Origin of the sequence: Yersinia sp. KBS0713 (assembly GCF_005937895.2) — a bacterium.
Lineage (GTDB): Bacteria > Pseudomonadota > Gammaproteobacteria > Enterobacterales > Enterobacteriaceae > Yersinia > Yersinia bercovieri.
Genome location: NZ_CP042173.1, coordinates 21,753 through 34,658, shown reverse-complemented (window position 1 = coordinate 34,658; position 12,906 = coordinate 21,753). Strand labels below are relative to the sequence as shown.

Below are 12,906 nucleotides of genomic sequence, written 5' to 3'. Positions count from 1 at the left end.
AAAATGTGATGTTAATCACAAGTTATTTTTGTTCACCGCAGGGATATGTGACATTTGTCGATCCATACTTGCTTAGCGAGCTAAGTCACGGGGAAATGTGTAATAAAGCAACAGGGATAATGGAACTTGTTTTGATTGGTCGATGGGAGCAGGTTTCGGTTGATAGTCATTCAGCGCCCACTTGACCTCCACCGCCTCAACCGAGCAGGAGGCCAGGCGGGCACTCCCCTTTTTATCCCCGCAAAATTCCCTTCACAATCTGCACATCCTGAACCCCTAACCCGGTCAAATCTGCCAGGGTAATCTGCTGATCATGCTCTCTGAAAGAGCTGTTTTGCACTAAAACAGTCCCTATCTCGGTCAAGGTGTGATGGGCTAAAAGTTGCTGTTGAAATGCTAATGAAATCTCACCAAATTCAGTGCATTGCGCCCATGAATCCACCAAAATCTTATCGGCCTTCGCCACTAACTCAGGTGCCAGTTCGTGCTTGCCCGCACCATCGGCACCGACGGCGGTAATATGTGTGCCTGGCTGAATATCCGCAGCCTGTAAAATCGCCTGTCGGCTGGGAGTGGTGGTAACAATCAACTGGCAGTGAGCGGCTAATTCAGCGGCACTTTGGGTGGTGTTGACCTCAAAACCCTCCTCCTGAGCATATTGCCGATACTCCTCTAATGCCGTCTCGCTGCGGCCCCAAACCCACAGTTGGCGGCATGAAATCACACTTTTCAGGTACATCAAATGCAACCGCGCCTGCATACCGGTGCCGATAATACCAATGGCGTGAATATGCTTAGGCGCACAAAGCTCCGCCACAATGCGCCCGGTCAGTGCTGTGCGCAGTGCGGTCAGCCAACCCTCATCGAGTAAAATAGCTTGAGGTTCACCGGATTGGGCCGAAAATGCCATCATCAACCCCTGATTGCTGGCGAGCCCTTGCGCTGGATTATCATAAAATCCACCGGAAACCTTCACCACGAACTGGTCGTCACCCTCTAAATAGCCACTTTTAATGCAACAATCGCCATTGGCTTGCGGAAAGAGTAAATGCTGTACCGGCGGCATTTGTACCTGTTTTTGGCTAAAAGCAATAAAGCCCTGTTTGAGCAGTAACGTGATGGCATCGGCATCGAACCTGTCGAGAATTTGCTGCTTATTGAGGATGATCATTCGCCGACGGCTCCCAGATATTTTTCCAGCACAATGTTCTTCCCGCACAGCACCACCGCCACCTTTTTACCTTGCCATTGTGGTGCCAGCTTCAGGGCTGCGGCCAGCGCCACGCCAGCCGCGCCTTCAATCATCCAGCGCTCAGTGCGGGCAATTAGGCGCATCGCCGCTTTAATCTCCTGCTCGCTGACCAGCACTTTTTGATCGATGAGCTGCTGGCAGAGCGCAAAGGTGATTGCCCCTGGCTCGACGCCACCGGCAGTTCCGTCTGACAGCGTCTCTTGCTCTGCCACTTCCTGAATTTGTCCGTTTTGCAGGCTGGTGTACATGCTGGTGGCATTGGCGGGCCAGCAGCCAATAACTTGTGTTTTATCAGAGAGTTTTTTCAGCACAGTGGCAATACCAGAAATCAGACCGCCGCCGCCGACGGCAACAAATACCGCATCAAGATCCGGCTGTTGCTCCACCATTTCCATGCCACAGGTGCCTTGCCCGGCAATAATTTGTGCATCGTTATAAGGGGAAATATAGGTTTTCCCCTGCTGCTGCGCGGCGCTACCGGCGGCTAACTCGGCATTTAAAGCATCCCCCGGTATCAGCTCAATGTGGCCGCCCAGTGCGCGAATGGCTTCCAGCTTGATGGCCGCCGCCTGTTCCGGTGCATAAATGGTGGATTTAACCCCCGCCAATTTGCCCGCCAATGCCATCGCCTGGCCATGATTACCGGTGGAGGCCGTGATAACCCCCTGCTGGCGCTGCTCATCTGTTAGCAGCCGTAACTTATTGCTGGCACCGCGAAATTTAAAAGAACCGGTGTGTTGCAGATGCTCACATTTGAGATAAATTTCGCAACCACTGTGTTGCGACAGCAGCGGGCTGTACTCCAGTGGTGTCACCCTCACTTGCGGACGCAAAACCTGGTGGGCCTCTTTGATGGCATCAAATAGTGTATTCATGTCGGTTCCTTAAAATTTCAGCGGTTTTTTATATTTTTCAGCTGGTTATAAACAGTGGCACGGCCAATGCCAAGAATTTTTGCGACATAACCCGCCGCATTTTTGCCGTTAAATGCCCCTTGCTGATAGAGCGCTTCAATCAGCATTCGGCGGCTGACACTGTTTAGTGTCGCCAGTGTGAGTTGCTGCTGTTGCAGCCAATTATGGATATAAGTATTGATACGCTCCTGCCAATCATCCTGAAACAGCACATCAGGCTGTGGTTGCAGTTGATGGCCTGACAGAAACATATCCAGCGCTGCTTTGGCACTTTCGAACACCGTAATATCCAGATTGATGCACAGCAGCCCGATAGGTTGCCCTTGGTCATCCCGCAGCACGGTGCTGATGGAGCGCAGTTGGCGGCCATTCCAGTTACGCTTTTGGTAGGGGCCGATCACCTGCGAATGCTGGTCAAATTGCAGATCGCTGAGATTGGAGTCTTCGCCTAATTCGCGCTGCGAATAGTTATTGGCGATATAGATCAGCGATTGGCTGGCTACGTCGTGAATGGCGACTTCCGCATAGGGGTAAAAAAGCGTGGCTATCGCGTCGGCAATGGGTTGGTAGCGGCTTAGCATAGGTCACATCAATTAGAATAAAAAATCTATATTAGACTTTTTATTCTAAATATCTAGCTAATTTGATAAAGGATCATAGATTCGAAAATTATGAATTAGTTTCTGATAGTTATCTAAAATCAGTCCAATAGAGGTACTAATTAATACGAGAAGAGGGCTAGGGGCTATCATTATAGATATACTGTTTTTCTATACAGCCTTCTTTCATCTGGGTAAAATGAGTGATAAGATTACATTGAAAATTCCCTGAGTGAGTAATCCTAAGATGGAAGAATTGAACTTAATTGCAAATCAGATTGCAGAACAAGCACAGCAGAAAGAACAAAAAAGATTACAACAAGATAAAGAACTTGTTCGACGAGTGCTAGAAATCTACGATCAGAAAGCTGTTGCAGAAGTTCTGCGGAAAGTCAGTAAGTGTGAATGGACTCGTGAAGCCCTCAACCGCTGGTATAACGGGAAATCCATACAGAAGCCTCTAACTGAGGCTGAAATTGATATGCTACAAAATATGCTACCTTCACCACCAAAACATCATCCTAATTATCAATTCCGCTTTATTGATCTTTTTGCTGGGATTGGTGGTATCCGAAAAGGTTTTGAGGCCATTGGCGGACAGTGTGTATTCACCAGCGAATGGAACCCTTATGCAGTTCGGACATATAAAGCCAATTGGTATTGTGACCCCGACGAGCACCGATTTAATTCAGATATACGTGAGATTACTCTTAGTGAGACTGCGGAAATATCAGATGAAGAAGCCTATAAATATATAGACCAGCATATTCCTGATCATGACGTTTTACTTGCTGGGTTTCCTTGTCAGCCATTCTCGCTAGCAGGGGTTTCAAAGAAAAATTCTTTAGGTCGTGCTCATGGATTTGAGTGTGAAACCCAGGGGACATTATTTTTTGATGTCGCCAGAATTATTGCCTCAAAGAAACCTGCTATTTTCGTACTTGAGAATGTTAAGAATCTGAAAAGTCACGATAAAGGTAAAACTTTTCAGATTATTATGAATACACTAAATGAGTTGGGCTATTCGGTCGCAGATGCTGATGCAGTCGGATCACAAGACCCTAAAATTGTGGATGGAAAAAATTTTCTGCCCCAGCACAGAGAGCGTATTGTTTTAGTGGGATTTCGTAAAGATCTTAATATCGATAAAGACTTTACACTAAAAGATATCCATAAGTTTTTCCCTGAAAAACGCCCGACCTTTGGCGAATTACTTGAGCCTGTTGTTGATGATAAGTACATACTGACGCCGCATCTGTGGAAGTACTTATATAATTACGCTAAAAAGCATCAGGCAAAAGGGAATGGTTTTGGATTTGGGTTAGTTGACCCAACGAACAGTGATAGTGTAGCCAGAACATTATCAGCCCGTTATCACAAAGATGGTTCAGAGATTTTAATTGATCGTGGGTGGGATAAAGTTTTAGGTGAAAATGATTTTGATGATAAAAAAAATCAAGAAAATCGCCCTCGTCGACTGACCCCAAAAGAGTGTGCCCGACTGATGGGGTTTGAAACTCCGGATAAGGAATCGTTCCGAATTCCTGTATCCGATACACAGGCTTATCGACAATTTGGTAACTCCGTAATTGTTCCTGTTTTTGCGGCAGTCGCTCAGCTATTGGCTCCATTCATAGCAAAAGCAGTTAACGTACGAAAAGATAAGGCGGCTTAATAATCATGGCTGATGTTCATTCTTCGGAAACTCGTAGTAAAAATATGAGGGCTATCCGGGCAAGGGATACAGCCATAGAAATTAAGTTAGCAAAAATACTTGACCAGTTAGGGCTTTCTTACCTAGTTCAGGTTAGTGAGCTCCCCGGTAAGCCCGATTTTATTGTTGATGAATATCGGGCGATAATTTTTGTTCATGGCTGTTTCTGGCATAAACATAATTGCCATTTATTTAAGAGCCCAGCTTCACACACCGATTTTTGGCTTAAAAAAATCCAAGGAAATGTAAAAAGAGATGATAAGGTTATAAAACAGCTCTCGGATGATGGCTGGAAAGTTTTAGTTGTCTGGGAGTGTGCATTACGGGGTAAGCACAAGCTAACAGATAATGATATTTCAGCGAGAGTCGAAGAGTGGATTTGTAGTAGTGAAGTAAATGCTCAAATTGATACACAAGGAATTAGCCAAATGATAAGTAGTTGACCAAACTCCGACTAGAAGCAAGTGAGAGTTCAGTCATTTTTTCGTTAAGGATTATATATACTTTTGGTCTCCTCAATAAAATCAGAGAGAGAAATTAACTCATTACGAATAGATTTAGGATATTTTTCGTGAAGAGGTTTAGGAACCACTAATTGGACACCTGCATCTTTCATTTCCTGGAACTGATTAACAGACACCCCTTCCTGAAGAGTGAAAAGGTGAATATTATCAATGCGATTTGCCTCATTGAGCGCCTGGCGCCAGCGATCTTTACAGGTGGTTTTTACTGCAAGCATTCTCAATTTTTCGGAAGGATACTCAGCATCATAATAAGCTTCAGCAGAGGGAAATAGAAAATCCGGCTTCTTATTGCCTTCAGTAATACTCTGAGTAACAAAATCAGTAAGGCTATTTTCGATAAATGTATTCTCCAGATGTAATTCCAGAGATCTTCCTGCTCGTGATTTGCGGCGATTACTTACTGAGTTTGCTAAGCTAATAAAATCATCTACTGACGAAAAACCTGCTTGCACCCGCTCCAAGACATGTAATTCTTCTATTCGACGAAACAGAGAATATTCAGCATCGCGTTTTTCGAGTAATAGCTCATCAGGGTTTAGACTTTTGAATTGGAATACTTTAGGGAGATAACTAATTATCTCAATACCTGGCGGGAATGAAATAGACCATTGCTCTGGGATCGGATAATTAGTGGACTTCCAGTTATAGCTTGCTATAGCAAAACCGCCCAGAACCTGATTTGATGGGCCTGAAACTGAAAAGCCAGGGATCACTTCCCCCGTCATAGATTCCAGCAGCTCTTCCTCTACCAGAGAGTTGCATAGCCACACATCAATAAAGTCACAGGTGTTATTGGGCAAACTATGAAAAGCGAAAATAGTCAGTGCCCCAGTATTCTCTTTATTTAACAGTGGGCTACCTTTCCCCCAACAAGTAATTCGTTTTTCGTTACGTGTACCATCAAAATGACGGTTATTGTAATAAATAGCCCTGACTATACTCTCAATATTGCCATGGGAGCTTATCCTTGCCGGCAAATGAATATCTGGATTTCTAATATCAGTTCGAACAATAGAAGAGAATTGTTTCTCAATCACTTCAGCCGGTATATAGACTCCAGCCTGATGCGCGCCTGTTGCACCAGTATCATTACCGGAAAGGCGCTTGATATAGATATGCCAGTCGCCAGATGATTTCTCAGATAACCAGTTATGGAAAGCAGACACAACTATGCCCCTTAGCGATTCTTTTAAGATTAATTAGTAAGTTACAGCAAGCGGGTGTAGCAATTTAGTATCTATAACATAGAAAGTTGAGGTCATGCTATCCAGAGTTATCATTTCTGCATGAAATCTGAATTTATCAGCTTAATAAATTATTTTCACTGTGATTTACTTGTTCAATGCTCTTATAACATGAGATGTCTTTCATGACGGGGTGCGGAGGGTTGTTAGTGATATAATCTTTATAAATAACTTAGCCCGTCGCATCACCGGAGCCAGAATGATTAGCCAGAAAGATGCCCTTTGCCGGGAGCAGCAGCTTACCTTTGATCCCAGAGGGCATCAGCTCACCAATATCAATGTCTGGACGCCGGATAGCCAGTGGCTGGTCTACGACGTGCGGCCCAATGGCAGCACTTTTAGTGGCTTAACCATTGAGCGGGTTAATTGTGTCACCCGCAATATTGAGGTGATCTATCGTGCTCAGCATGGCGCGCATGTTGGCGTCGTGACGGTCAGCCCCGACCTGCCCGCGCGCTATGTGCTTATCCACGGGCCGGAGCATCCAGACAGCCATTGGCATTATGATTTTCATCATCGGCGTGGGGTGATTGTTGCGGAGCCGGATAGAGAGCTGGCGGTCACCCTGGATGCCATGGATATCACGGCACCCTATACGCCTGGTGCTTTGCGCGGCGGTACACATGTCCACGTTTTCAGCCCTGATGGCAGCCGCCTTAGCTTTACCTATAACGACCATGTGCTGCATGAATTAGACCCGGCGCTGGATTGCCGCAATGTCGGTATTGCGCTGCCGCTGCATGGGGTCAATCCGCCTAAACAGCACCCTCGTGAATATGATGGCAGCCACTTTTGTGTGTTGATCAGCCGCACTACACCCACACCACAGGCGGGCAGTGATCAAATTAGTCGCGCTTGTGAAGAGGGGTGGATTGGCACGCAGGGTTATCGGAGAGCGGATGGCACTCACCAGCGCTGGGCGCTGGCCTTTATTGGCGATACCCTTTCGGCGCAAGGGGAGAAAATTCCGGAAATCTTTATTGCTGATCTGCCTGAGCATCACCGAGATTATGCTCGTGCTGGCGATGCGCCGCTAGAGGGGACGCCAACCACACTACCTGCACCACCTGCCGGTGTCAGTCAGCGGCGGGTGACTTATACCACTGAGCGCCGCTTCCCGGGGCTTGTCACCAGCCCGCGTCACTGGTTGCGCGCCTCACCTGATGGCAGTGCCATTGCTTGCCTGATGAGAGATGATAATGGTGTTGTGCAGCTGTGGTTAGTCTCCCCCAATGGCGGTGAACCACGGCAACTGACATCCAGCCAGTGGGGGATTCAATCCGCCTTTAGCTGGCATCCGCAAGGAGGTAGTCTGGCGTTTGTTTGTGATAACAGCGTGATGCGGTGTGATAGTACCAGCGGCCAACTTCAGCGGCTGACTGCACGTAGTGCCGTCGCCCCATTGGCTGACGCGGTGGTGTTTTCACCGGACGGCTCGCAAATTGCATTTATGCGGGAAATAGAAGGGTTCGCTCAAATCTTTACCGTAAATGCAGGTTAGATTATTGCGCTGGTGTTTCGTCAATATGTGCCGTTGGCTGACTTGCTGCTTCAGACTGGCGGACACGTTCACGTGGGGAGCTGGCCATTTTGTCTGCGCTGTCTGAGCGCAGATAGTCATATGGCAGCAGCAGTGTATCCATGACTGCGGAGAAGGGCAGATCTACAGCTAGCAAGGGGCGTAGCGCCCAGCCGGTATTGTCATCTTTGAGCATCGCCACATTGGCTTCTGTGCCGGAGTAGTAACCCTGACTGCTGCTGGTGTGCGTCATAATGCTGGAGCAGCCGCTGGATAACAGCAGCGAACAGCCAGTAACAAAAGGGATAACTGTGTTTCTCATTGTTTTTTCAGCTCTCATCATCATGCCAGGCGATCACACACTAGATAGTGTCAGGTTTTGTCGTGATTTTTTACACTCTCTTACAGACAGTTCCTATGGTCAAAGATTCAATCTTATGGCGCGATTGCATTTAAGTGTAAGTTATAGCAGCTGATTTATCGAATATTAGTCAGGTGAAAACCCGCTATTGGGATTTTTCTCGTAAATTTTTTTGTTTTTTGCTCTTGAAAAGAAGCAGACCGCTACCATCTTATTATTAGGTCAGAGAGAGTACGCCGACAGGGTATTCTGACCATGGGCCTGTCCATATATGGAGGGCTTAATTAAAAATAGGATAACACCCTTGCTAATCTATTTAGGAGGCAGTTTTTATGCGTAATTCCGAGCTTGCTCCACTGTATCGTTCAGCTATTGGTTTCGATCGGCTATTTAATCTATTAGAGTCCGGCCAGAATCAAAGTAATGGAGGTTACCCTCCTTATAACGTCGAGCTGGTTGATGACAATAACTACCGCATTGCGATCGCGGTAGCGGGCTTTGCAGAGCAAGAGCTGGAGATCACCACTCAAGATAACATATTGATTATTCGTGGCTCTCATGCCGGCGAACCTGCACAGCGCACCTACTTATATCAGGGTATTGCTGAGCGCAATTTCGAGCGTAAATTCCAGTTGGCTGAGCATGTTAAGATTAAAGGTGCCAACTTGGTTAACGGGTTGCTGTATATCGACCTCGAACGAGTAGTACCTGAAAATTTAAAACCACGTCGTATTGAAATTAAGTAATTAGCCTTTATATAGATGAAGTCATTTATTTAATAGCTGAGTGCAGCCTGCCGTAATCGGGGGCTAACCGGTCACGGATTGATAGCCGTAAATAATATAACGCCGCTGTTTTGCGTTAGAGCTGCTTATATCATTAATTCGTGGCTGCTTATTATCTCGCTTCAAAGAAGGAGTATATCTATGCGTAATTATGATTTGTCACCATTACTTCGTCAGTGGATTGGTTTTGATAAACTGGCTAACTCAATGCAGAGCAGTCAGGATGCTCAAGGCTTCCCGCCATATAACATTGAAAAAACTGATGATAACCACTATCGCATCTCACTGGCATTGGCCGGTTTTAAACAGAGCGAACTGGATATCGAAGTTGAAGGCCCACGCCTGACGGTGCGCGGTAAGCCGGCACCGGTTGAAAAACAGGTTGAATACCTGCATCAGGGCTTGGTGCGTAAAGAGTTCGCGTTGACCTTCACGCTCGCTGAGCATCTGAATGTTGATAATGCTCAGTTTGAAAATGGCCTGCTGCACATTGATCTGTTGCGCCAGGTGCCTGAAGCGCTGCAACCACAGCGTATTACTATCGGCAGTGCGGCTCCACAAGAGCAGCAAGTGTTAGATAGCCCGGTCACTACTGACCAGCAGTAATAATAACCGACACCTCTGCGTGGGGTGCCGGTAGTTATTACCCTCTCCTTGTTTTGTCCTTTTAGCGTTAAGCTTTTTGCTGTTTTTTTTTTCACCGGAGAGATTCCCCGCTCTCCGGTGCATTTTGTGGTGTATCCCACATTCAACTGCCCTCCCTTCTGACAGAATCCTTACTAATTGTAAGAATTTAAGGCCATGTCTGTATTTTGTAATAATCCACTTGGCCGGCCAGTTTTTAAACTTAGGCAAGGAAGTGATTTATGAGTGCTATCGCCCTTACCGTCAGTATGTTGGCGCTGGTCGCCGTATTGGGGTTATGGATCGGTAATTGGAAGATCTATGGTGTTGGGTTAGGTATTGGCGGAGTGCTATTTGGCGGCATTATTGTGGGCCATTTCGCACAAACATATGAAGTTGTTCTTAACGGGGACATGCTGCATTTCATTCAGGAGTTTGGTCTGATTCTGTTTGTTTACACTATCGGTATTCAAGTCGGGCCGGGGTTCTTCTCTTCACTGCGCGTCTCGGGGCTGCGACTTAACTGTTTTGCCATTCTGATGGTGGTGGTCGGCGGCTTAGTGACGGCGATTATCCATAAGCTGTTTGCGGTGCCGCTACCCATCATTTTGGGTATCTTTTCGGGAGCGGTCACTAACACGCCGGCACTCGGGGCGGCACAACAAATCCTTACTGATTTAGGTTCGCCACCACAATTGATTAGCCAGATGGGGATGGGCTATGCCATGGCCTATCCATTCGGCATTTGCGGCATTTTGCTGGTGATGTGGCTGATTCGTTTATTCTTTAAAATCAACGTTGACCGCGAAGCAAAAGATTTTGATAGCAGTAATGGGCAGAACCGTGAATTGCTGCAAACTATGAATGTGGCGGTACGCAATCCCAATTTGAATGGTTTGTCAGTGCAGGAAGTGCCCCTGCTCAACAGTGATGAGGTGGTCTGCTCCCGCCTGAAACGCGGTGATTTGCTGATGGTGCCGCTGCCTGGCACGGTGATCGAGCTGGGGGATTACCTGCATCTAGTTGGGCAGCGCGAAGCCTTGGAGAAAGTGCGGCTGGTGGTAGGTGAAGAGGTGGATGTCACTCTATCCACCGCAGGGACAGTATTGCAAACCGCCCGGGTGGTGGTGACCAATGAGGCGGTATTAGGTAAAAAGATCCGTGATCTTAATTTGAAACAGAAGTATGACGTGGCGATCACTCGGCTAAATCGTGCGGGTATTGAGCTGGTCGCCAGTAATAGTGCCAGCCTGCAATTTGGTGACATCCTGAATCTGGTTGGCCGCCCAGAGGCTATCGAGGCGGTCTCCGCCGTGGTGGGGAACGCGCAACAGAAGTTGCAACAAGTGCAGATGTTACCGGTCTTTATCGGCGTGGGTCTGGGTGTGCTACTGGGGTCTATCCCGTTGTTTATTCCGGGATTTCCAGCGGCATTACGTTTGGGGCTGGCCGGTGGCCCGCTGGTGGTGGCGCTGATTCTCGGGCGTATCGGCAGTATCGGCAAGCTATATTGGTTTATGCCGCCGAGTGCCAATTTGGCGCTGCGTGAACTGGGGATTGTGCTGTTCTTGTCGGTGGTTGGCCTGAAATCCGGCGGTGACTTTATCAATACGCTGGTCAATGGTGATGGGTTGGCATGGATTGGTTACGGCGCGATGATTACCGGTATACCGCTACTGACCGTGGGGATTCTGGCGCGCATGTTAGCCAAGATGAACTACCTGACCTTGTGCGGCATGTTAGCCGGTTCAATGACAGACCCACCGGCGCTGGCATTTGCCAATGGCTTGCATCCGACCAGCGGCGCGGCGGCGCTCTCTTATGCTACGGTTTATCCGCTGGCGATGTTCTTGCGCATCATGTCGCCGCAGATACTCGCGGTGCTGTTCTGGACAACCATGTAGCGCCAATGACTTTGAGTACGGTTGTAAAAACTTTCAGGGCCGCCTAATGAGCGGCCCTTGGCTCTTTATTTTCAGATATTCTCAGAAATCACTTTGCTTCCTGAAACGCCCGCTCAATCTCTTCCGCCAGTATCACCACGCCCTTTTCAATCTCTTCCGGAGCAGGGACATAATTCATCCGCATACATTGATGGGTATGTGGCCAGTCATATCCCAGGCCGGGGAAGAAGTAGTGGCCCGGCACCATCAGCACACCGCGTTTTTTTAGGCGCTGATAGAGCAGTTCGGTGCTGATCGGCAGATCTTTAAACCATAGCCAGAGGAAGATGGCCCCCTCGGGTTTGTGGATCAGGCAGCGCTCCGGCGGCAAATATTTGCGCAAAATAGCAATGGTCTGCTGTACCCGCTCAAAATAGAATGGCCGAATCACCTCGTTAGATAAGCGCAATAGATCACCACGCTCAATCATTTCGGCGGCAATCGCTGGCCCCATGCTGCCCGGCGACAAGCTGATGATGCCATTCATATTGGTGATAGCCGAAATCACTTTCTCATCGGCAATGACAATGCCACAGCGTGAACCCGGTAGGCCCAGCTTCGACAAACTCATGCACAAAATGATATTCGGGTTCCACAGCGGGGTTGCGTCGGTAAAGATGATCCCGGGGAAGGGCACGCCATAAGCATTATCAATCAATAGCGGAATATCACGCTGCTGAGCGATAGCATCCAGGCGAATTAACTCTTCATCAGTAATCACATTACCGGTGGGATTAGTGGGGCGCGATACACATATCAAACCAATATCATCGGTAATATTGAGGTGATCAAAGTCAACGTGATATTTGAATTGCCCTTCTGGCAGCAGCTCAATATTGGGTTTGGCGGAGACAAATAGCTCCTCATCCAGACCAGCATCGGCATAACCGAGATACTCAGGGGCCAGCGGGAATAACACCCGACGACGGCTACCATCAGCATAGCGGCCTGCGAATAGATTAAATAAGTAGAAAAATGCACTCTGACTACCATTTGTCAGTGCAATATTCTGTGGCTCAATCTGCCAACCCAGCTCGTCGCGTAGCATTTTCGCCAATGCTTTTAACAGCAAATCTTTGCCTTGTGGCCCGTCGTAATTGCACAACGCCTCGGTCAATTGCCCGCGCTCCAGCATCTCCTGACACAGTTGCTGGAAGTAAGCATCCATCTCTGGGATATGCGCCGGATTACCCCCGCCGAGCATGATAGAACCTGGGGTTCTAAGGCCGTCGTTGAGGTCGTCCATCAGTCTGGTGATCCCCGCGTAGCGGGTGAATTTGTCGCCGAAAAGTGAGAACTTCATAAATGAAAATTTATTGTTATCCGTAAGTGAACAAGTACCATACTCGCAGATAAAAGCGGGTGCAATGCGGAAGGATTTCTTCCTACCGAGCGAAAATATCGGCAGGAGGAGTTATTGCGGGATA

At 47.7% G+C, this 12,906-nt stretch carries 12 protein-coding genes; 6 read left to right on the top strand and 6 right to left on the bottom strand.

Annotation, left to right across the window (positions count from 1 at the left end):
• Positions 1-232 precede the first annotated feature (232 nt).
• Genes FFE93_RS00140 through FFE93_RS00130 form a run of 3 tightly spaced genes read right to left on the bottom strand, consistent with a single transcriptional unit; the run spans position 233 to position 2,747 of the window.
• Complete coding sequence (locus FFE93_RS00140; RefSeq protein ID WP_138774651.1) at positions 233-1,171, bottom strand: ornithine cyclodeaminase family protein; 939 nt, start codon at positions 1,169-1,171, stop codon at positions 233-235.
• Positions 1,168-2,127: a threonine/serine dehydratase gene (locus FFE93_RS00135; RefSeq protein ID WP_138774650.1), complete on the bottom strand. Its 960-nt coding sequence runs from the start codon at positions 2,125-2,127 to the stop codon at positions 1,168-1,170. Before FFE93_RS00135 ends, FFE93_RS00140 begins: the two co-directional genes overlap by 4 nt.
• Positions 2,128-2,144: 17 nt before the next feature.
• Positions 2,145-2,747, bottom strand: a complete 603-nt coding sequence (locus FFE93_RS00130; RefSeq protein WP_005271602.1) for a transcriptional regulator — start codon at positions 2,745-2,747, stop codon at positions 2,145-2,147.
• A 265-nt stretch (positions 2,748-3,012) separates the two neighbouring features.
• On the opposite strand from FFE93_RS00130, the gene FFE93_RS00125 reads away from it, so the two are divergent.
• On the top strand, positions 3,013-4,440 hold the full coding sequence (locus FFE93_RS00125; protein ID WP_005271600.1) for a DNA cytosine methyltransferase: 1,428 nt from the start codon (positions 3,013-3,015) through the stop codon (positions 4,438-4,440).
• A 5-nt stretch (positions 4,441-4,445) separates the two neighbouring features.
• Positions 4,446-4,922: a very short patch repair endonuclease gene (locus FFE93_RS00120; RefSeq protein ID WP_005271598.1), complete on the top strand. Its 477-nt coding sequence runs from the start codon at positions 4,446-4,448 to the stop codon at positions 4,920-4,922.
• Between the two features lie 44 nt (positions 4,923-4,966).
• On the opposite strand, the gene FFE93_RS00115 is transcribed toward FFE93_RS00120, so the two are convergent.
• Positions 4,967-6,169 carry a type II restriction endonuclease gene (locus FFE93_RS00115; RefSeq protein ID WP_138774649.1) on the bottom strand — a complete coding sequence of 401 codons (1,203 nt, stop codon included), beginning with the start codon at positions 6,167-6,169 and terminating at the stop codon, positions 4,967-4,969.
• Between the two features lie 277 nt (positions 6,170-6,446).
• On the opposite strand from FFE93_RS00115, the gene FFE93_RS00110 reads away from it, so the two are divergent.
• A complete protein-coding gene (locus tag FFE93_RS00110) occupies positions 6,447-7,748 on the top strand; it encodes a DUF3748 domain-containing protein (protein WP_138774648.1) in 1,302 nt (433 codons plus the stop codon).
• Position 7,749: 1 nt separating this feature from the next.
• On the opposite strand, the gene FFE93_RS00105 is transcribed toward FFE93_RS00110, so the two are convergent.
• Entirely contained in the window at positions 7,750-8,088 is a 339-nt protein-coding gene (locus FFE93_RS00105) for a YceK/YidQ family lipoprotein (protein ID WP_032896735.1), read from the bottom strand.
• Positions 8,089-8,459: 371 nt separating this feature from the next.
• On the opposite strand from FFE93_RS00105, the gene ibpA reads away from it, so the two are divergent.
• The 3 genes from ibpA to FFE93_RS00090 all read left to right on the top strand — a co-directional run bounded on the left by ibpA (position 8,460) and on the right by FFE93_RS00090 (position 11,440).
• On the top strand, positions 8,460-8,873 hold the full coding sequence (gene ibpA / locus FFE93_RS00100; protein WP_054872280.1) for a small heat shock chaperone IbpA: 414 nt from the start codon (positions 8,460-8,462) through the stop codon (positions 8,871-8,873).
• Positions 8,874-9,053: 180 nt separating this feature from the next.
• Positions 9,054-9,518, top strand: a complete 465-nt coding sequence (gene ibpB / locus FFE93_RS00095) for a small heat shock chaperone IbpB (RefSeq protein ID WP_049601110.1) — start codon at positions 9,054-9,056, stop codon at positions 9,516-9,518.
• A gap of 260 nt (positions 9,519-9,778) precedes the next feature.
• Positions 9,779-11,440 (top strand): putative transporter, encoded by a 1,662-nt coding sequence (locus tag FFE93_RS00090; RefSeq protein WP_138774647.1) that lies wholly within the window; start codon positions 9,779-9,781, stop codon positions 11,438-11,440.
• A gap of 88 nt (positions 11,441-11,528) precedes the next feature.
• On the opposite strand, the gene FFE93_RS00085 is transcribed toward FFE93_RS00090, so the two are convergent.
• Positions 11,529-12,782, bottom strand: a complete 1,254-nt coding sequence (locus tag FFE93_RS00085) for a valine--pyruvate transaminase (RefSeq protein WP_049601107.1) — start codon at positions 12,780-12,782, stop codon at positions 11,529-11,531.
• Positions 12,783-12,906: the final 124 nt, after the last annotated feature.

Coding starts and splice junctions, on each gene's coding strand:
- ibpA (WP_054872280.1), top strand. CDS start 8,460: ATGCGTAATTCCGAGCTTGCTCCACTGTATCGTTCAGCTATTGGTTTC.
- FFE93_RS00085 (WP_049601107.1), bottom strand. CDS start 12,782: ATGAAGTTCTCACTTTTCGGCGACAAATTCACCCGCTACGCGGGGATC.
- FFE93_RS00135 (WP_138774650.1), bottom strand. CDS start 2,127: ATGAATACACTATTTGATGCCATCAAAGAGGCCCACCAGGTTTTGCGT.
- FFE93_RS00110 (WP_138774648.1), top strand. CDS start 6,447: ATGATTAGCCAGAAAGATGCCCTTTGCCGGGAGCAGCAGCTTACCTTT.
- FFE93_RS00105 (WP_032896735.1), bottom strand. CDS start 8,088: ATGAGAAACACAGTTATCCCTTTTGTTACTGGCTGTTCGCTGCTGTTA.
- FFE93_RS00125 (WP_005271600.1), top strand. CDS start 3,013: ATGGAAGAATTGAACTTAATTGCAAATCAGATTGCAGAACAAGCACAG.
- FFE93_RS00090 (WP_138774647.1), top strand. CDS start 9,779: ATGAGTGCTATCGCCCTTACCGTCAGTATGTTGGCGCTGGTCGCCGTA.
- FFE93_RS00130 (WP_005271602.1), bottom strand. CDS start 2,747: ATGCTAAGCCGCTACCAACCCATTGCCGACGCGATAGCCACGCTTTTT.
- ibpB (WP_049601110.1), top strand. CDS start 9,054: ATGCGTAATTATGATTTGTCACCATTACTTCGTCAGTGGATTGGTTTT.
- FFE93_RS00140 (WP_138774651.1), bottom strand. CDS start 1,171: ATGATCATCCTCAATAAGCAGCAAATTCTCGACAGGTTCGATGCCGAT.
- FFE93_RS00120 (WP_005271598.1), top strand. CDS start 4,446: ATGGCTGATGTTCATTCTTCGGAAACTCGTAGTAAAAATATGAGGGCT.